Source organism: Novosphingobium sp. PhB55 (assembly GCF_004368805.1).
Classification (GTDB): domain Bacteria; phylum Pseudomonadota; class Alphaproteobacteria; order Sphingomonadales; family Sphingomonadaceae; genus Novosphingobium.
On sequence record NZ_SODQ01000003.1, the window covers coordinates 28,423 to 46,635 of the forward strand.

General features: G+C 66.4%; 17 protein-coding genes. 10 read left to right on the plus strand and 7 right to left on the minus strand.

The window, feature by feature from the left end; genetic code table 11:
• Nucleotides 1-105: 105 nt before the first annotated feature.
• Genes EDF57_RS07545 through cydX form a run of 3 tightly spaced genes read left to right on the plus strand, consistent with a single transcriptional unit; the run spans nt 106 to nt 2,990 of the window.
• Complete coding sequence (locus tag EDF57_RS07545) at nt 106-1,701, plus strand: cytochrome ubiquinol oxidase subunit I (RefSeq protein WP_208324835.1); 1,596 nt, start codon at nt 106-108, stop codon at nt 1,699-1,701.
• 13 nt (nt 1,702-1,714) lie between these two features.
• Complete coding sequence (gene cydB, locus EDF57_RS07550; RefSeq protein WP_132267957.1) at nt 1,715-2,863, plus strand: cytochrome d ubiquinol oxidase subunit II; 1,149 nt, start codon at nt 1,715-1,717, stop codon at nt 2,861-2,863.
• Between the two features lie 10 nt (nt 2,864-2,873).
• The gene (cydX, locus tag EDF57_RS07555) at nt 2,874-2,990 is read left to right on the plus strand and encodes a cytochrome bd-I oxidase subunit CydX (protein WP_132267958.1); all 117 of its coding nucleotides are present in this window, start codon (nt 2,874-2,876) and stop codon (nt 2,988-2,990) included.
• Nucleotides 2,991-3,063: 73 nt separating this feature from the next.
• Here the strand turns inward: cydX and EDF57_RS07560 are convergent, their stop codons facing one another.
• Nucleotides 3,064-4,515: an NAD-dependent succinate-semialdehyde dehydrogenase gene (locus tag EDF57_RS07560; RefSeq protein ID WP_134094141.1), complete on the minus strand. Its 1,452-nt coding sequence runs from the start codon at nt 4,513-4,515 to the stop codon at nt 3,064-3,066.
• Between the two features lie 238 nt (nt 4,516-4,753).
• On the opposite strand from EDF57_RS07560, the gene EDF57_RS07565 reads away from it, so the two are divergent.
• The 6 genes from EDF57_RS07565 to EDF57_RS07590 all read left to right on the plus strand — a co-directional run bounded on the left by EDF57_RS07565 (nt 4,754) and on the right by EDF57_RS07590 (nt 11,556).
• The gene (locus tag EDF57_RS07565; protein WP_243840950.1) at nt 4,754-6,178 is read left to right on the plus strand and encodes an aldehyde dehydrogenase family protein; all 1,425 of its coding nucleotides are present in this window, start codon (nt 4,754-4,756) and stop codon (nt 6,176-6,178) included.
• Nucleotides 6,179-6,191: 13 nt separating this feature from the next.
• The gene (locus EDF57_RS07570) at nt 6,192-6,992 is read left to right on the plus strand and encodes an SDR family oxidoreductase (protein ID WP_134093781.1); all 801 of its coding nucleotides are present in this window, start codon (nt 6,192-6,194) and stop codon (nt 6,990-6,992) included.
• A gap of 2 nt (nt 6,993-6,994) precedes the next feature.
• The gene (locus EDF57_RS07575) at nt 6,995-8,317 is read left to right on the plus strand and encodes a cytochrome P450 (RefSeq protein ID WP_134093782.1); all 1,323 of its coding nucleotides are present in this window, start codon (nt 6,995-6,997) and stop codon (nt 8,315-8,317) included.
• An 8-nt stretch (nt 8,318-8,325) separates the two neighbouring features.
• Nucleotides 8,326-9,348 carry an NADP-dependent oxidoreductase gene (locus tag EDF57_RS07580; protein ID WP_208324821.1) on the plus strand — a complete coding sequence of 341 codons (1,023 nt, stop codon included), beginning with the start codon at nt 8,326-8,328 and terminating at the stop codon, nt 9,346-9,348.
• A gap of 33 nt (nt 9,349-9,381) precedes the next feature.
• Nucleotides 9,382-10,419, plus strand: coding sequence for a DUF2889 domain-containing protein (locus tag EDF57_RS07585; protein WP_243840951.1), 1,038 nt, complete (start codon nt 9,382-9,384; stop codon nt 10,417-10,419).
• 132 nt (nt 10,420-10,551) lie between these two features.
• Nucleotides 10,552-11,556 carry an LLM class flavin-dependent oxidoreductase gene (locus tag EDF57_RS07590; RefSeq protein ID WP_134093784.1) on the plus strand — a complete coding sequence of 335 codons (1,005 nt, stop codon included), beginning with the start codon at nt 10,552-10,554 and terminating at the stop codon, nt 11,554-11,556.
• Nucleotides 11,557-11,600: 44 nt separating this feature from the next.
• Here EDF57_RS07590 and EDF57_RS07595 read toward each other — a convergent pair whose 3' ends face one another.
• The 5 genes from EDF57_RS07595 to EDF57_RS07615 form a co-directional block, all read right to left on the minus strand.
• Entirely contained in the window at nt 11,601-12,053 is a 453-nt protein-coding gene (locus EDF57_RS07595; protein WP_132267969.1) for a MaoC family dehydratase, read from the minus strand.
• A 63-nt stretch (nt 12,054-12,116) separates the two neighbouring features.
• Entirely contained in the window at nt 12,117-12,536 is a 420-nt protein-coding gene (locus EDF57_RS07600; RefSeq protein WP_134093785.1) for a hypothetical protein, read from the minus strand.
• A 107-nt stretch (nt 12,537-12,643) separates the two neighbouring features.
• Nucleotides 12,644-14,488 carry an acetyl/propionyl/methylcrotonyl-CoA carboxylase subunit alpha gene (locus EDF57_RS07605; protein WP_132267972.1) on the minus strand — a complete coding sequence of 615 codons (1,845 nt, stop codon included), beginning with the start codon at nt 14,486-14,488 and terminating at the stop codon, nt 12,644-12,646.
• Nucleotides 14,485-14,796, minus strand: coding sequence for a DUF3088 family protein (locus EDF57_RS07610; protein WP_134093786.1), 312 nt, complete (start codon nt 14,794-14,796; stop codon nt 14,485-14,487). Before EDF57_RS07610 ends, EDF57_RS07605 begins: the two co-directional genes overlap by 4 nt.
• A gap of 5 nt (nt 14,797-14,801) precedes the next feature.
• The gene (locus EDF57_RS07615) at nt 14,802-16,403 is read right to left on the minus strand and encodes a carboxyl transferase domain-containing protein (RefSeq protein ID WP_134093787.1); all 1,602 of its coding nucleotides are present in this window, start codon (nt 16,401-16,403) and stop codon (nt 14,802-14,804) included.
• 125 nt (nt 16,404-16,528) lie between these two features.
• Here EDF57_RS07615 and EDF57_RS07620 point away from each other — a divergent pair, with 125 nt between their 5' ends.
• Nucleotides 16,529-17,404, plus strand: coding sequence for a LysR family transcriptional regulator (locus EDF57_RS07620; RefSeq protein WP_134094143.1), 876 nt, complete (start codon nt 16,529-16,531; stop codon nt 17,402-17,404).
• Here the strand turns inward: EDF57_RS07620 and EDF57_RS07625 are convergent.
• The gene (locus EDF57_RS07625) at nt 17,401-18,192 is read right to left on the minus strand and encodes an IclR family transcriptional regulator C-terminal domain-containing protein (RefSeq protein ID WP_134093788.1); all 792 of its coding nucleotides are present in this window, start codon (nt 18,190-18,192) and stop codon (nt 17,401-17,403) included. The genes EDF57_RS07620 and EDF57_RS07625 overlap by 4 nt on opposite strands.
• Nucleotides 18,193-18,213: the final 21 nt, after the last annotated feature.

Below are 18,213 nucleotides of genomic sequence, written 5' to 3' on the forward strand. Positions count from 1 at the left end.
GACAGCTTTCAGATGCAGGCCTAACGCGACCCTACGAAACCAACCAGCTTGAGGCAATCGCTTTCTCTCCGCCTCAAGCCGCTAAAAACAGCGGGATTCGACATGATCGACATGGCAGTGGTGGAACTATCGCGGCTGCAGTTCGCCTTGACGGCGCTGTACCATTTTCTCTTCGTGCCCCTGACATTGGGGCTTTCTTTCATTCTAGTAATTACCGAAAGTGTATATGTCATAACCGACCGTCCCATCTGGCGGGACGTCACGCGGTTCTGGGGCAAGCTGTTCGGAATCAACTTCGTGCTGGGCGTGGCCACCGGCCTCACCATGGAGTTCGAGTTCGGCACCAACTGGGCCTATTACTCGCACTACGTGGGGGACATTTTCGGTGCCCCGCTGGCGATCGAGGGCCTGATGGCCTTCTTCCTCGAAGCGACGTTCGTGGGCTTGATGTTCTTCGGCTGGGACCGGCTGTCCAAGCGCGGCCACTTGCTGACGACGATCATGGTCGCGGTCGGCTCGAACCTTTCGGCGCTGTGGATTCTCATCGCTAACGGCTGGATGCAGCACCCCACGGGCGCGGTATTCAATCCCGAGACGATGCGCATGGAAGTCTCGAACTTCAAGGACGTGATCTTCAACCCGGTGGCGCAGGCGAAGTTCGTCCACACCGTCAGCGCCGGCTACGTCTGCGCCAGCGTCTTCGTGCTGGGCGTGTCCTGCTTCTACCTGTTGCGCGGTCGCCATATCGAACTGGCCAAGCGCAGCTTCACGGTGGCCGCGGCCTTCGGCCTGGCGTCCTCGCTCTCGGTCGTCGTGCTGGGTGACGAGAGCGGTTACGCGCTTACCGACAACCAGCAAATGAAGCTGGCGGCGATGGAAGCCATGTGGGAAACCGACAAGGCGCCCGCCGGGCTGGCCCTGTTCGGCATCCCTTCCAACTCGGCGCACGAGACCGCTTACGAGATCAAGATCCCCTACGTTCTGGGCCTGATCGCGACGCGCAGCCTTTCGGGCGAAGTCACCGGCATCATCCCGCTGGTGGAACGCGCGGACCATCGCATCCGCACCGGCATCCTAGCCTATGACGCGGTGGAAAAGCTCAAGGTGAACCCGCGGGACCTGGTCGCGCGCGAAGCCTGGGAGCGGAACAAGAACGACCTCGGCTATGCCCTGCTGCTCAAGCGCTTCGTGGCCGATCCGCGCCTGGCGGACGACGCGACCATCGACAAGGCCGCCTGGAGCACCGTGCCCAACGTACCGGCGCTGTTCTTCATGTTCCGCATCATGGCGGGGCTGGGCTTCTTCCTGATCGTGTTCTTCGCCACCGCCTTCGCCTTTTCGGTCCGCCGCCGTTTCGACCGCAAGTGGTTCCTGCGCCTGGCCGTGATCGCCATGCCCGCGCCGTGGATCGCGATCGAAGTGGGTTGGGCCGTGGCCGAGTTCGGCCGCCAGCCCTGGGCGGTGGAAGGGGTTCTGCCCACGTTCCTGGGCGCATCCAGCCTGACGACCACCCAGATCTGGGCGACGATCTTCGGCTTCACCGCGCTCTACAGCGTCATGGCGGTGATCGAAGTGAAGCTCATGCTCTCGGCGATCCGCCACGGCCCCGACCGTTACGAGCCCTACGAAGGCGGGCCTGCGCTCGAACACGCAAGCCGGCAATCTTCGGCCAGCACTTTCACCGCCATCCCGGCCGAGTAAGACGGAGGCAACAATGTCCATTCCCTTCGACTACGAAACGATGCGGCTGATCTGGTGGGCGCTCATGGGCGTCCTGCTCATCGGCTTCGCCCTGACCGACGGTTTCGACCTCGGTTCGGCCGCCCTCCTGCCCTTCGTCGGCCGCACCGACGCCGAGCGCCGCATGGTCATCAACGCCATCGGCCCGACCTGGGAAGGCAACCAGGTGTGGTTCATCCTGGGCGGCGGCGCGATCTTCGCGGCCTGGCCTTTCGTCTATGCCGTGAGCTTCTCGGGCTTCTACCTCGCGATGTTCCTGGTGCTCTGCGCCTTCATCCTGCGCCCGGTCGGCTTCAAGTACCGGTCCAAGCGCCCCGATCCCGCCTGGCGCGCGCGCTGGGACTGGGCGCTCTTCGTCGGCGGCTTCGTGCCGGCGCTGGTCTTCGGCGTGGCGGTGGGCAATGTCCTCCAGGGCGTTCCCTTCCGGCTCGATAGCGACTTGCGCAGTTTCTACGAAGGCTCGCTGCTCGGCCTGTTCAGCCCCTTCGCGCTCCTGGCGGGCCTCGTCTCCGTGGCGATGCTGGTCCTGCACGGTGCGGGCTGGCTGACGCTCAAGCTGGAGGACGGCCCGGTTCGCGACCGCGCCCAGCGCTATGGGCAAGTGGCGGCACTGGCGGCTTTCGTGCTCTATGCCCTCGGCGGCGTCTGGCTGGCGATGGGAGACATCGGCTACCGGGTAGCCGGCGTGGCCGAGGCGGGCGGTCCCTCCAACCCGCGCATGACCGAGACGGTCCATGCCGCCGGTGCCTGGCTGGCCAACTACGGCGCGCATCCCTGGATGATCCTGGCCCCGCTGCTTGGCCTGGCCGGTCCGCTGGTGGCGCTCGTCGGCATTCGCGGGCGCAAGGACGCGGTGGTTTTCGCGGGATCCTCGATGGCGAACCTGGGCATCATCGCCTCGGTAGGCCTGTCGATGTTCCCCTTCATCCTGCCCAGCTCGATCGATGCCCGCTCCAGCCTGCTGGCCTGGAACGCCTCGTCCAGCCACACCACGCTCTTCATCATGCTGCTGGTGACCGCGGTGCTGCTGCCGATCGTCCTTGCCTACACCGCCTGGGCCTACAAGGTCATGTTCGGCCGGATCACCGAGCGGGAAGTGAACCTCAACCCCGATTTCTACTGAGGAAACGACGATGTGGTATTTTTCCTGGGTCCTCGGCGTCGGCCTGGCTGTCGGCTTCGGCATCATCAACGGCGTGTGGCATGAGTTCCACACAGACCCGTCGGATGAGAAGACGGTGCTCGACTGATCGAGTGGACCGAGCATGAAAAAGGGCAGGGGGCCGATGGCCTCCTGCCCTTTTCGTTGTTTCAGGCTGCGTCTCAGGCGGGTTTGATACCCATGCAGAGGTACTTCACCTCCATGTAGTCATCGAGGCCGTAGTGCGAGCCTTCGCGGCCCAGGCCGGACTGCTTCACACCGCCGAACGGCGCCACTTCGGTGGAGATCAGCCCGGTGTTGATGCCCACCATGCCGGCCTCCAGCGCCTCGGCCACGCGCCAGACGCGGCTGATGTCCGATGCGTAGAAATAGCTGGCGAGGCCGAACTCGGTGTCATTGGCCATGCGGATCGCCTCGGCCTCGTCGGTGAAGCGGATCACCCCGGCCAGCGGCCCGAAGGTCTCCTCCTTCGCCAGTTTCATGCCGGGCTTCACCCCGGCGACGACGGTGGGGTTGAAGAACGAACCGCCGCGTTCGTTGCGCTGCCCGCCGGCGAGGACTTTCGCGCCGCCGTCCACCGCATCCTTGAGGTGTTCCTCGACCTTCTCGACCGCCTTCTCGTCTATCAGCGGGCCGACTTCGGTGCCGGCATCCATGCCGTAGCCCACTTTCATCCCCGAGACGCGCTTGGCCAGCTTCTCGACGAATTCGTCATAGACGCCGTCCTGCACGTAGAACCTGTTGGTGCAGACGCAGGTCTGGCCGCCGTTGCGGAACTTGGAGATCATCGCGCCGTCGATCGCGGCATCGACATCGGCATCGTCGAACACCAGGAACGGCGCATTGCCGCCCAGTTCCATCGAGGTCTTCTTGATCGTCTCAGCACATTCGCGCAGCAGGTCGCGGCCGATCTCGGTGGAGCCCGTGAACGTCAGCTTGGCGACCTTGGGGCTGGCGGTCAGGGTGCCGCCGATCTGCCCGGCGCTGCCGGTGACGACATTGACCACGCCTGCCGGGATGCCCGCCATCTCGCAAAGCTGCGCGATGGCCAGCGCCGAGAACGGGGTGGCCGAGGCCGGCTTGATGACCACGGTGCAGCCCGCCGCCAGCGCCGGGCCGAGCTTGCGGGTAATCATCGCATTGGGGAAGTTCCAGGGCGTGATCGCCGCGACCACGCCCACGCCCTGCTTGATGCAGACGATGCGGCGATCCGGCGCATGGCCGGGGATCACGTCGCCATAGGCGCGCTTGCCCTCTTCGGCGAACCACTCGATGAAACTGGCGCCATAGGCGATCTCGCCGCGCCCCTCGGCCAGCGGCTTGCCCTGTTCGCGGGTGAGCAGCTCGCCCAGGTCGTCCTGGTGCTGAAGCATCAGTTCGAACAGCTTGCGCATCAGCTTCGCGCGTTCGCCCGCCGTCTTGGCGCGCCACGCAGGGAGGGCCTTTTCGGCGGCATCGATGGCGCGCGAAGTCTCGTCGGCGCCCATCTTCGGCACGGTGCCCAGGGTTTCGCCGGTGCCTGGGTCGGTCACGTCCAGCGTGGCGCCGCTGTCGGCGTCGCACCATTTGCCATCGATGTAACACTGCTGCCGGAGGAAGTCGGTGAAAGCCATTTCGTGCTGATCCTCGCTCGTTGCGGCCATGCCGTGCGCATCGCCTCGCTTTGCGGGCATGAAATAGGGTCAGCCCGAAGGAGAGGCAACTGTGACAGGTGATCGGAGAGCGGGCACCGCGCCTGCGATTGACGGGAGCATATTGCTTCGATAGTCTCATTTGCGAACATAAGTTCACAATAACGAATTAATCGGGAGAGAGTCGCTGGATCAGGCTGGCTATGTCGATGGCGCTTTCGTGGCCGGGGCGGGCGCTTCGTTCACGGTGCTCGATCCCTCGGACGAGAGCGCGGTGGCGCAGCTTTCCGGGCTGTCGGGCGCGCAAGTGGAGGCGGCGATAGCGGCGGCGCGGCGGTCTTTCGACTCGGGTATGTGGCCCGGCCTTTCCATGCACGAGCGCGGCGCGGCGATGTTGCGCTTCGCCGATGCCATGGCCGCCCGCGCGGATCGGCTGAAGGACCTGGCCGTGCGCGAAGCGGGCTGTCCGGTGTCCTCCACGGTCATGGGCGCGCAAGTCGCCGCGCCGCTGCGCATGGCGCGCGAGATCGTCGAGATGTTCCTGCGCCTGCCCGAAATCGAGGACAATGCCCTGCCGCTGCACGAGCGGGTCAACGCGCACTTCGCGGTGCAGAGCGTCAAGCGCTGGTCGCCGATCGGGGTGGTGACGGCGATCTCGGCCTACAACGTGCCGTTCTACACCGCGCTCTGGAAAGTCGTGCCGGCGCTGATGGCGGGCAACACGGTGATCCTGCGGCCCAACCCGCTGACGCCGCTGTCTTCGCTGGTCTTCGCCGAAGCGGCCGAGGAAGCGGGGCTGCCCAAGGGTGTGTTCAACCTCGTGATCGAGGCGGGCGTCGAGGGCGCGCAGGCGCTGACCAGCGACCGCCGTGTGGACATGGTGAGCTTCACCGGATCCTCCTCCGTGGGTGTGGAGGTCGCGAAGCAGGCCGCGCCCACGCTCAAACGGCTGGTGCTCGAACTCGGCGGCAAGTCGGCGCAGATCTATCTGCCGGATTCGGTGGAGCGCGCGGCCATGGCGGCGCTTTCGGTCTGCACCTCGCATGCGGGGCAGGGCTGCGTGCTCGGCACCCGGGTCTTCGTGCCGCAGGAAAGCAAGGCCGATGTGCTGGAGGCGATGGCGAAGCTTCTCGCCGGCGTGAAGATCGGTCCCGCCCGCGATCCGGAAACGCAGCTTGGCCCCGTGGTCAGCGCCGCCCAGCGCGCCCGGTGCGAGCATTTCGTTGCCGCCGCCGTGGAGGCTGGCGGCCGCGTCGTCTGCGGCGGCAAGCGGCCCGAGGGGCTGGAGAAGGGCTATTTCTTCGAACCCACCGTGCTCGACCTGCCCGACAACGCCAATCCCGCCGCGCAGGAGGAGATCTTCGGTCCGGTCGTTTCGGTGATCGGCTACCGCGATCTCGATCACGCGGTGGACATGGCCAATGACAGCCGTTTCGGCCTCTCCGGCTGGGTCCACGGCAAGGACAAGGTCAAGGCGCTGGAAGTGGGCCTGAAAATCCGCAGCGGCGCGGTGAACGTCAACGGCGCGCTCGCCTCCAGCCATGCCAGCGGCGGCGGCATCAAGATGAGCGGCCTCGGCCGCGAGCGCGGCGTCGAAGGCCTGCGCGAATTCCAGATCATGACCACGCTCAATATCGGCGGGTAGGGGGAGGACCGGGATGAAAGGACTGCTCGAAGGCAAAGTCGCATTGATAACCGGGGCCGGATCGGGAGTCGGCCGCGCGGCCTGCCTGCTCTTTGCCGAACACGGCGCGAAAGTGATCGCGGCGGATGTGAATGCCGACAATGCGGCGGAAACGGCAGAGTTGGTCCGCGCCCAGAACGGTGAGGCCATCGCCGCCGCGTGCGACGTTGCCGATCCGGCCTCCGTCGATGCTGCCGTGGCGGCGGGCGTCGAAGCTTACGGCCGGCTCGACTGCATCTACAACAATGCCGGCGTGACCATCAGCCCGATCCCCGGCAAGGGCTTGCGCACCCTCACCGAATGCGATGGGGAGGACATGCGCCGCGTGGCCGAAGTCAACCTGATGGGCGTGGTTCACGGCTGCCAGTCCGCCATTCGCCAGTTCGAAAAGCAAGGGGGAGGCGGCGCCATCGTCTCCACTGCCTCGGTCGCCGGGCTGATCGGCTATGGCGGCGTGTTCTACGGCGCTACCAAGGGTGCGGTGGTCCAGTTGACCCGCGCGCTCGCCATCGAAGTGGCGGACAAGGGCATTCGCGTAAATGCAGTCTGCCCGGCGGGGATGCTCACCCACTATGCCGGGATGGACCCCGACAGCGAACACCGGGGCCGCATCCTCGAAGGCATGGGCCGCGTCCACCCGCTCGGCCGCGCGATCGACCCGCGCGACACCGCTTCGGCGGCGCTGTTCCTCTGTTCCGATCTCGCAAGCAACGTGACCGGCGTGAACCTTCCCGTGGACGGGGGGCTCTCGGCCGGACGCAAGGTAGGAGGCTGACCATGGCGACTTGTCCCTATTCCGGAAGCGATTCGCGCTCGAACGCGCTGGCATCGCTGCTCTCGGACAATCCGCGCTATGCCGAGATGTTCGATGTCGACAAAGTGGACGCCAATTCCGGCGTCGATCCCAGCCGCGACTATACGGAGGATATGAACCGCCTGCGGGCGGCAGGCGCGGTGCACAAGGGCACCCTGCGCGAACTGCTCGGCGTGCCGGAGATGGTCTCGATGCTAGGTGCGCCTCGCGAGAGCATGACGTTCTTCTCCTACCGCGCCTGCGAGATCGGTTTTCGCGAGAACCAGCTCTATTCCTCGGAAGGCTATAACGAGAGCGCGGGTGTGCGGACGCTGGGCACCACGATCCTCTCGATGGTGGGCAAGCCGCACAAGCGCCTGCGCTCTGCTGCGCAGCCGTTGTTCAAGCGGCCCAAGGTGCTGGACTGGTGGAACAAGCGCTGGATCGAGGAGACGGTGGACGTCCTGCTCGATCAGCTGCTCGACCGTGAGACCGCCGATCTCAATACCGAACTTTGCGCCCGCCTGCCGATGGCCACCGTCACTCGCGCCATCGGGCTGGAGGGCGAGGACGTGATCGAGTTCCGCTACCAGCTCAACCGCGCAACCTTCGGCGCCCGATACTTGAAGCCGGAGGAAGCCGCCGAGGCGCGCGCCTGGGTGGACGGCACGCTGCGCCGCTTGATCGCGGAGAACCAGCGCGAGCCGGGCGACAACCTGATCGCCGGGTTGATCGGCTGCGAGATCACGCACGAGGACGGCACCAAGCGACCGCTCACCGAAGATGAACTGTTCGGCTACTGCAAGCTCGCGATCTTCGCGGGCGGCGGCACCACCTGGCGGCAACTCGGCATCACCATCGACGCGCTGATGAACCACCGCCACTTCTGGGAAGCCTGTCGCGCCGACCGCAGCCTGATCGACCTCGCCGTGGAAGAGGGTCTGCGCTGGCGCGCGACCGACCCGGTGTTCATGCGCCTCTGCATGGAAGATACCGAGATGGAGGGCGTGAAAGTCCCCGCCGGCACCCGCATCCACTTGTGCCTCGGCGCTGCCAACCACGATCCAGACGTGTTCGACAAGCCGGAGGAATACGACATCTTCCGCCGCAAGGAGCATCATATGGGCTTCGGCTTCGGCCCGCACCGTTGCCTCGGCATGGATGTCGCCCGGCAGGAGATGGTGGTGGCGATCAACGGCCTGCTCGACCGCTTCCCGAACATGACGCTCGATCCCGCCAAGCCGAAGCCGGAATACCGGGGCCTCGACCATCGCGGCATGTCGGCGGTGACGGTCTCGCTGCGGTGAGCGGCACGATGAAGCAAGTCGTGCTGGCCAGCTATGCCAGCGGCAATCCGAAACCATCGGACTTCCGCGTGGAGGACGCTCCGATCCCGCAGCCGGGCGAGGGCGAGGTGCTGCTGCGAACGCTGTGGCTTGGGCTGGACCCGCTGATCCGCTTCGCCATCGACGAGAAGCGGCTCTCCGGTGTCACCCAGGTTCATCCGGGAGAGGTGATGTACGGGCCGACCGTCAGCGCGGTGGTCGCCTCCAACCACCCCGGCTACGCGGTGGGCGACCTAGTGGAGGACCGCACCGGCTGGCGCGAATATGTCGTGGTCGCGCCGGACAAGGCCGACTGGCGCGGCCCGCCGAGAAAGCTCGATCCCGCACTGGCGCCGGTCTCCACTGCGCTCGGGGCGCTCGGCATGCCGGGGCAGACCGCCCATGCCTGCGTCATCGGCATCGGCCGCGTCGCGGCGGGCGAGACGGTGGTGATCTCGGCCGCAGCAGGCGCGGTGGGCAGCCTTGCCGGGCAGATCGCCGGGATTCGCGGTGCGCGAGTCGTCGGCATCGCCGGCGGGCCGGACAAGTGCCGGGGCCTGCTCGACCTCGGCTTCGATGCCGCAGCCGACTACAAGGCGCCGGATTTTGCCGAACAGCTCGCCAAGGCGCTGCCCGAAGGCGCGGACGTTTTCATCGACAATGTCGGCGGTGACGTGATGCTCGCCGTGCTGCCGCACCTGAAGCGCGGCGCGCGCATGCCGGTCTGCGGTTTCATAGCCTATTACGGCATGGGCATGGAGGGTCCGGGCCCCGACAAGCTCCCCGGTTTCTTCCGCACGATCATGTCCAAGGGGCTGGAAATCAAGGGCTTCGGCGGCTTCCTTATCGGCGGTCAGCAAGCGCTCGACGACATCGCCGGCTGGATCGCCGAGGGGCGGATCCGCTGCCCCGAATCGGTGGTCGAGGGGTTGGAAGCCGCACCCGAAGCCTTCGCCGGGGTGTTTTCTGGCAACAGCCATCTAGGCAAGTTGCTGGTGAAGGTGTCAGGCTGACTCGCGATAACGATAAAATCGCAGGATGCCGCCATGACCATGCATACCCCTTCCGCGTCCTACCCGCCGCCGCCGCGCAAAACGGCGAACCCGGCGCCTCCGCGCCCGGCGAATTCGCTGCGCCGCACGTCCAGTATCGACGTGGCTTGGCCCGAGGGTGTCGATGGCGAGCGCCTCTTCGTTGGCCGCGCGCGCGATTTCCTCACCGGCGCGGACGGACAGGGCCGCACGCTTGCCGAGGGCGAATTCACCCTGCGGATGAGCGAGGACAAGACGATCACCCGGATCGCGGCCGATCCCGCCCCCGCGGAAATCGGCCGGCTTGTCGGCGCCCGCGCGGGCGGCCACTTGCGCATGCTGCTGCGCGAGGTCGTGCCCGAACTGATCGCGCGCGCGGACCCGCTCTATCTCGTGCTCGACGACTTGTCCGGCACCGCGCTGGTCTCCGCCTTCGCGTGGGGGCAGTGGTTCCCAGAGCGCATGGAAGTGCTGCGCAAACGGCTGAGCGGCGGGAATGAGGACGGCTCGGTGCTGGCCCAGCGCGCCAATGTCTGCTGGGGCCTGCAGGACGGCAACAGCGGCGTTACCGGCGGCGCCGCGCTGGAGAACGTCGCCGATGCCGATGCGGGCCACTTGCGCAATCCGGCGGACCCGGCGGGCTGGCACGCGTTCCTCGATCACGATGGTCCGGGCTTCCGCCGTGCCCGCCGGATCGACGTGACGCACGGCGCCGATCGCGGGACCATCCACATCGATTCCGCGTTCCAGGACAGCGCCAGGCTGCGCGAGGGCGGACGTGTCGCCATTCACGAATATAGCCTGGGCGCGACGGTGGACGCTGGCACGCTCGAAGTGATCGCCCTCGAACCGAAGGCACACATCCTGCCGTTTCGCGAGTGTCCGGGGGCCGTGCACAATGTGGCGCGGCTGGTCGGTCGCAATCTGGGCCAGGTGCGGGAGGACGTGCTGGAGATGCTGCGCGGGCCGGAAGGCTGCACCCATCTCAACGATGCACTGCGCGCGCTGGCCGATGTGCCGCGGCTGGTCGAGCAATTGCGCCAGCCGGCGTGATCGGGACAAGGTGACCGGGCGCGACGGCCGGTTCGCAGGCAGACCGCCCCGGCGGTATCTCCCGCGGCGGATTTGCGGCGGACAACCGATTGGCGCACCACCCGGGCAGGTTTGCCGCAGGGGAGTGAGGCCGTGAACAATATCCGCATCAATGTCTCGTTCGACATGCGCTCGCCGGATTGGGCGACGCCGACGCCGCAGCTCTACCGGGCCGCGATCGAGATGGCGGCTTTCGTGGACGGTATCGGCGCCGACCAGATCGGGCTGATGCAGCACCACGGGTCGGACGACGGCTATCTGCCGCAGCCTTTCACCCTGGCCGGGGGCATGGCCGCGGTCACCAGCCGGATCCGGTTCATGCTGGGCGCGGTGGTGCTGCCGCTGCACGATCCGGTGGAACTGGCCGAGCAGATCGCCATCGTGGACCAGATGTCCAACGGGCGGCTCAACGTCATTTTCGGCGCCGGCTACGTCCCGTTCGAATTCGCCATGTTCCGCAAATCGCTCAAGGACCGTGCGCGGCTGATGGACGAGGGACTGGAGATCATCCTGCGCGCGCTGAAGGGTGAGAAGTTCGAGTTCGACGGCCGCCCGATCTTCGTTCGCCCGCTGCCGGTGCAGGCACCCGAGGACATCGTCATGGTCGGCGGGGGCGTACCTGCCTCGGCGCGGCGCGCGGCCAAATTCGGCGTGGGCTTCGGGCCGATGAAGCCGGACCTGATCGATCTCTACCTGTCCGAATGCGAGCGGCTCGGCCATGCCCCCCGGACCTATTTCCGCCCGGTTCCGGGGATGCCACTGGCCGTGCATCTATGCGAGGACCCGGAGGCGGGCTGGGAAGCCATCGCGCCTCACGCCGTCCACGTCATCACCGAATATGCCAAGTGGGCCGAGCAGGAGGGCGATGGTTCGAACTCGCCTTTCAAGGGCCTGACCGATCCGGCCGCGCTGCGCCATGCCGGCATGTTCGCGGCCTGGACGCCGGACCAGCTGGTGGAAAGAGTGCGGGCCCTGGGGCCGGGCGGGCAAGTCGGCTTCCAGCCTCTGCTCGGCGGATTGTCGCCGGAAGAGGGCTGGAAGAGCCTCAGGTTGCTGGAGCGGACGATGCCGCGCCTGAAGGAAGCCGTGGCGGCCTGAGCCGCCCCTGCAAAATTCGTCTACCGCGAATTTTCAGCGGGCTTTCAGGCGTCCTTCTTTTTCAGCAGCACCGAACGCAGGCAGGACAGCGCCACTTCGCCGCGCTGGTTGGTCAGCTCGTGCTTGAACACGACGATGCCCTGCGTGGGCCGCGACTTGCTTTCGCGCATTTCCATGACTTCGCTCGTGCAGGTCAGCGTATCGCCGATGAAGGTCGGCTTGGGCGTCACCACTTTGTCGAAGCCGAGGTTGGCGACGAGCGTCCCCACGGTGGTATCCGCGATCGACAGACCTACCGCCAGGCTGAAGGTGAAAGTCGAATTGACGAGAATCTGGCCGAATTCGCTCTTCTTTGCGAATTCCGCATCGAGGTGCAGCGGCTGCATATTGTGCGTCATGGCCGAGAACATCAGGTTGTCGGTCTCGGTGACCGTACGGCTCGGCTGGTGAGTGATCCGGTCACCCACGGTCCATTCGTCGAAAAAGCGCCCCGGCACGATCCTCTCTCCTTTTCATGATGTCCGGCCGGACCGCGGCAGCGCTCCGGCCGGAAACAGTGTTCAGCGTCCGACCACCCGGATTTGCGGAGCGCGTGTACCGCGCGGGATCGGCTGGTAGGCCAGGTCCACGCGGTCGATCCGGCGCGGCGGATTGGTCAGGTTGATGGCCCGGCTGCAGCCGCCGGTGTTGATGCGGGTATTCACGCGCACGCTCTGCTGGCGGCCGTTGTCGAAACGGAAGGTGTAGTTCGACAGGCGGATCGGGGCATTGCGCGTGCAGAGCTGGATCTGCCGATAGCGATTGCTGCCGGGAATGCGGATCGTGGTGCGGCTGCTGCCGGTGGCCACGGTCTGCGAGGCCAGTACCCGCCAGTTGGAGGGCGGCGCGGCATCGGCAGGGGCGAGGGAAACGGCAAAGGTGCCAACAAGCGCGGCAGCGAAACAGGCGAATGAGCAGGCAGGAAGATACGAAAATTTCACGGGAAGTCTCCTCGTATCGAGTCCGCGCGAAGGCGCGGATGCAAAAGGGCTAGGCCGATCCGGATGAACTGAAAATGCGGATTCTTCGGCCCAGCCCGTAACCTGCCTCAAGCCTCCGTCGGTTCGACCCGCGCGAGAAGCGCATCCACCTGGATCTGTGCGCCCGTTACGGCGTTCAGCTCCGCCACCACGCCGTCGAACGGCGCGGTGAGCGTGTGCTCCATCTTCATCGCTTCCAGGGTCAGCAGCTTCTGTCCCTTGGTGACGGCCTGCCCTTCGGCAACGGCTACCGCGATCACCTTGCCCGGCATCGGCGCCAGGATCGCGCCGGAGCCATCGGCCCCGCCATGCACGCCGTCGCGCCGCCAGGGGGTAAGCAGCCAGGCCTGCCCCTGCTCGGTCACCAGAACGGCGTCGTCAGGCTCCTCGCTGCCTTCTCCGGTCAGCGCGATCTCGACTTTCTCACCGTCGAGCGAGAACCATGCCGACTGCGCAGGCGCGGCATTGAGGCGGAAGCCGGGAAGCGCGCGCACCGGAACCAGCGAATTGGCGGCCGCCTCCAGCACTTCGTCCGAAGGCCGGGGCGCTTCTGCCATGGCCTCGCCGTCGCGGCCGATCAGGCCGGTGTCGACCTTGCCCGCGGCGAAGTCGGGATGTTGCAGCGCTTTCACGAGGAAGGAGGCATTGGTGCGCACCGGCCAGACGGCGCTGTCTTCCAGCATTTCGCCCAGCCGTTCGCGCGCCTCTTCGCGGTCCTCGCCCCAGGCGATGACCTTGGCGATCATCGGGTCGTAGAACGGGGAGACTTCGGCGCCCTGATAGACGCCGGTATCGATACGGCCCCCTTCAGCCTCGCCGAATTCCAGCAGTTCCAGCTTGCCGATGCTGGGGAGGAAGCCCTTCGCCGGGTCTTCGGCATAGAGGCGCGCTTCCATCGCCCAGCCGTCGATGGTGAGGTCTTCCTGCGACATCGGCAGCGCTTCGCCGCTGGCAACGCGAAGCTGCCATTCGACCAGATCGACACCGGTGATTTCCTCGGTCACCGGATGCTCGACTTGAAGGCGGGTGTTCATTTCCATGAACCAGATGCGATCGGCGGAAAGCTTGCCCGAACCGTCAGCGATGAACTCGATGGTGCCAGCGCCGACATAGTCGACCGCCCTGGCCGCACGCACCGCCGCCGCGCAGAGCGCCTCGCGCGTTGCCGAATCCATGCCCGGCGCGGGGGCTTCCTCGATCACCTTCTGGTGACGGCGCTGGAGCGAGCAATCGCGCTCGAACAAGTGGACGACGTTGCCGTGGCTGTCACCGAAGACCTGCACTTCGATGTGGCGCGGGCTGGCGATGTACTTCTCGATCAGCACATGGTCGTTGCCGAACGAGGACGCCGCCTCGCGCTTGCACGATGCCAGGGCGTCGACGAAATCCGCTGGCGCCTCGACCAGCCGCATGCCCTTGCCGCCGCCGCCGGCAACAGCCTTGATGAGCACCGGATACCCGATCTTGGCGGCCTCTTCGGCCAGGAAAGCCGGCTCCTGGTTGGCGCCCATGTAGCCGGGGGTCACCGGCACTCCGGCCGCGGCCATCAGCGTCTTGGCCGCATCCTTGAGGCCCATCGCGGTGATCGAGGACGGGTTCGGGCCGACCCAGATCAGCCCCGCGTCCTTCACCGCCTGTGCGAACGCGGCGTTCTCCGAGAGGAAGCCGTAGCCGGGGTGGATCGCCTCGGCCCCGGTCTGCTTCGCGGCGGCGATGATCTTTTCGCCGACAAGGTAGGATTCGCGCACGGCCGAGGGGCCGATATGCACGGCCTCGTCCGCCTCGCGCACATGCAGCGCGTCGGCATCGGCGTCGGAATAGACCGCGACGGTACGGATGCCGAGTTCCCGCGCCGTGCGGATGACGCGGCAGGCGATTTCGCCGCGATTGGCGATCAGCAGCGACTGGATCATGGGTGACGCTCCGGGAAACCGTGACGGGTGTGCAGCGCCGCAAGGACGCCCTCGATATCGTTGGCGAAGCCGCCCTCGGCAAAGGCGAGCGCGGGAAGGTTCTGGTTTTCCTCACCCAGCGCCGCGACCACCGCCGCACGCGGACGCGGCCAGCCGACGCGGACGACCTCGATATTGCCCCCGCGTTCAGGGAACAGCGCCAGCAGGCCCTCCACCGTCACGCAGTCCTTGCAGTAGAAGCGCCGCTCGCCGCCGAACGCCGGATCGGCATAGTCGGTGTCGAGGACGAAGAGAGTATCCTTGGCCATCGCCATCACATCCTGAACACGCCGAACTGCGGCTTTTCGGGGATCGGAGCCTCAAGGCAGGCGGCCAGCGCCAGCCCCAGCACATCGCGGGTCTGCGCCGGATCGATCACGCCGTCGTCCCAGAGACGCGCGGTCGCGTAGTAGGGATTGCCCTCATCCTCGTACTTCTGGCGGATCGGAGCCTTGAACGCCTCGGCCTCCTCGGGCGACCACTTGGCCGCGTCGCGGTGGACGGTGGCCAGGACCGAGGCCGCCTGCTCGCCGCCCATCACCGAGATTCGGGCATTGGGCCAGGTGAACAGGAAGCGCGGATCGTAAGCGCGTCCGCACATGCCGTAGTTGCCCGCACCGAACGAGCCACCGATCAGCACCGTGATCTTCGGCACCGTGGCGGTGGCGACGGCCGTAACGAGCTTGGCGCCGTGCTTGGCGATGCCCTCCGCCTCGTACTTGCCGCCGACCATGAAGCCGGAGATGTTCTGGAGGAACAGCAGCGGAATGCGGCGCTGGCAGGCCAGTTCGATGAAGTGTGCGCCCTTCTGCGCGGATTCGGAGAACAGCACGCCGTTGTTGGCGAGGATGGCCACCGGCTGGCCATGGATATGCGCGAAACCGCAGACCAGCGTGCTGCCGTAGAGCGCCTTGAACTCGTGGAATTCGCTGCCGTCGACAATGCGGGCGATCACTTCGTGCACGTCATAGGGCGCGCGCACGTCTTCCGGCACGATCGCGTAGAGTTCCTCGGGGTCGTACTTGGGCGGGCGCGGGGTCCGCAGCGGCTGGTCGTGGTGATGCAGCGGGCCAAGGTGGCTGACGATATCGCGCACGATGGTCAGCGCATGTTCGTCGCTGTCGGCGAGGTGATCGGTCACACCCGACTTGCGGCTGTGCAGATCGCCGCCGCCAAGGTCCTCGGCCGAGATCACCTCACCCGTCGCCGCCTGAACCAGCGGCGGACCGGCCAGGAAGATCGTGCCCTGCTCCTTCACGATCACCGATTCGTCGCTCATCGCCGGCACATAGGCGCCGCCCGCTGTGCAACTTCCCATCACGCAGGCGACTTGCGGAATGCCCTTTGCGGACATCTGCGCCTGGTTGAAGAAGATGCGGCCGAAATGGTCGCGGTCCGGGAAGACTTCCGCCTGGTGCGGCAGGTTGGCGCCGCCGCTGTCGACCAGGTAGATGCACGGCAGGTTGTTCTCCTGGGCGATCTCCTGCGCGCGAACGTGCTTCTTCACCGTGATCGGGTAATAGGTGCCGCCTTTCACGGTGGCATCGTTGCAGACGATCATGCACTGGCGCCCTGAGACGGTACCGATGGCGGTAATCAGCCCCGCGCCGGGAATGTCGTCCTCGTAGAGACCCTCGGCCGCGAGCTGGCCCAGCTCCAGCAGCGGAGAGCCGGGGTCGAGCAAGCGCTCCACCCGTTCGCGCGGCAGCAGCTTGCCGCGCGCGACATGGCGTTCCCGCGATTTTGCGTTCCCGCCCAGCGCCGCCGCGGCGACCTTGGCTCGCAATTCGGCAACCAGCGCGCGGTTATGGGAATCGCGCGCCTGCGCCTCGGGACTGTCGAGATTCAGGCTCGTCTGGAGCACCGGTGCGCTCATGCTTGTTTCTCCGGTCCGGCCATTTCAGCCTCTTCCCAAGTTCGGATGATTTGTCTCACCTATGTAGACAAGCCCAAGCCTCAGCGGAAATTGAAAGTTTCCGCGCTTCGTAATAGATCGTGTCTATGATCGACCAATATCTCCTGCGCTATTTCCTCGCCGTGGCGGAAACCGGCAATTTCAGCCGCGCGGCGCGGGCGGTCAGCGTTACCCAGCCGACGCTTTCGGCGGGAATCGCCAAGCTGGAACGCGAACTGGGCGCGCGCCTGTTCGACAGGAATCGCCAGCGCGTTGCCCTGACTCCGGCGGGCAGCCGCTTCCTCATCCGCGCGCGCCGCATCGCCGCCGAATACGAGCACGCCCTGGTCGAACTGGCCGAGCCTGCCGAGCCCAGCCTGCTGCGCGTGGGCGTGCTGAACACCATCCCCACCCCCCTGATCGGCCGTGCCCTGGCGGCGCATCACGCGCGTTCGGGCGAAGCGCTGGAACTGCTCGACGGCAGTGAGCGCGATCTTGCCGAGCGCCTCGAACGCGGCCGGATCGACGTGGCGCTGACCGCCGTGCGGCCGCACCACGCCCGTTACCAGCCCGAAGTCCTGTCCCGCGAACGCTACATGATGGTGCTTCCGCCCGATCATCCCCTGGCCGGAGAGCGCGAGGTGCTTGCCGAACAACTCGCGCAGGATCGCATGGCCCTGCGCCGCCACTGCGAGGCGCTGCCCGAGATCAACCGCTTCTTCACCCAGCGCGGCGTGCGCCCGCGCTTCGTGCTCAAGACCACCAGCGACGAGCGCGTCCTCTCGGTAATTCGCAGCGGTGCCGGGATCGGAATGATGCCGGAAGGTTTCGCCGATGGTTCGCTGCGCTTCGTTCCGGTGCGCGATTTCGAATTGGTGCGCGAAGTGGGGTTGCTCCATGCCGCGGCTCCGCGGGAAAGCGCATTCCTGGACAGCCTGCGCCGGCAACTTGGCCTGGCGACGAAGCGAGCAGAGACAGCCTAGGTTGCGAGTTGCTCGCTCAGCGATCGGGCGGAAGTGGCGAGCGCGGTTTTCAGGCTTGTCAGATCGCTGCGCAGGGCCGCGCCGATGCCGATGGCGACGAGGGCGTGGCTGGGCGCGACTCGCCGTTCTTGCCCCGTCTTCCACACCGGGGCGGCGATGACCGTGACCCCGGCGATATAGTGCCCGGCATCGACAGCCACGCCGCTCTCCCGCGCCTCGGTCACCTGGGCGCACCAATCCTCCCATGACGGCGCCTCATCCCAGCGCAGGGCCTCGAAACGGGGCTTGAGGTCTGCAATCTCATGATCGCCGAAAGCGGCGATGCAGCGCCCCGTGGCGGAAACCAGCGCGGGGAAGCGGCTGCCGACTTGCGTCGAGAGCTGAAAATTCTGGCCAGACTGCGACATCGCGGTGACGATGATGTGGTCCAGCCCGAAGATCTGGACGCCGAGCGTGGTCAGCCCGAATTCGCGCGCCACCCGGTCGAGGATCGGTTGGGCAAGGTCGTTGAACTGGTCCCGCCGCAGCCAGGCACGGGCGAGCGTCAGCACGCCGGCATCGAGGGCATAGCGCTTGGTATCGGCATCGAAAGCCACGAGATCCTCGGTAACGAGCGCCCGCAAGACATAGAGGCAGGTGCTGGGCACGAGGTTCAGCTCGCGGGCGATGGCCTGCACCCCCATCGGCGTGCCGCGCTTGCCCAGCAGACGCAGTATCGCCGCCGCCCGGGCGATGGCGGGGGCCTTGCTGGCGCGCACGGCGTCTTCGAGAGGGTCTGGTCTGCTCATCGTTCAATATACAGAATAACA

Coding starts and splice junctions, on each gene's coding strand:
- cydB (WP_132267957.1), top strand. CDS start 1,715: ATGTCCATTCCCTTCGACTACGAAACGATGCGGCTGATCTGGTGGGCG.
- EDF57_RS07610 (WP_134093786.1), bottom strand. CDS start 14,796: ATGGCCAAGGATACTCTCTTCGTCCTCGACACCGACTATGCCGATCCG.
- EDF57_RS07615 (WP_134093787.1), bottom strand. CDS start 16,403: ATGAGCGCACCGGTGCTCCAGACGAGCCTGAATCTCGACAGTCCCGAG.
- EDF57_RS07625 (WP_134093788.1), bottom strand. CDS start 18,192: ATGAGCAGACCAGACCCTCTCGAAGACGCCGTGCGCGCCAGCAAGGCC.
- EDF57_RS07560 (WP_134094141.1), bottom strand. CDS start 4,515: ATGGCTTTCACCGACTTCCTCCGGCAGCAGTGTTACATCGATGGCAAA.
- EDF57_RS07620 (WP_134094143.1), top strand. CDS start 16,529: ATGATCGACCAATATCTCCTGCGCTATTTCCTCGCCGTGGCGGAAACC.
- cydX (WP_132267958.1), top strand. CDS start 2,874: ATGTGGTATTTTTCCTGGGTCCTCGGCGTCGGCCTGGCTGTCGGCTTC.
- EDF57_RS07585 (WP_243840951.1), top strand. CDS start 9,382: ATGACCATGCATACCCCTTCCGCGTCCTACCCGCCGCCGCCGCGCAAA.
- EDF57_RS07570 (WP_134093781.1), top strand. CDS start 6,192: ATGAAAGGACTGCTCGAAGGCAAAGTCGCATTGATAACCGGGGCCGGA.
- EDF57_RS07575 (WP_134093782.1), top strand. CDS start 6,995: ATGGCGACTTGTCCCTATTCCGGAAGCGATTCGCGCTCGAACGCGCTG.
- EDF57_RS07605 (WP_132267972.1), bottom strand. CDS start 14,488: ATGATCCAGTCGCTGCTGATCGCCAATCGCGGCGAAATCGCCTGCCGC.
- EDF57_RS07580 (WP_208324821.1), top strand. CDS start 8,326: ATGAAGCAAGTCGTGCTGGCCAGCTATGCCAGCGGCAATCCGAAACCA.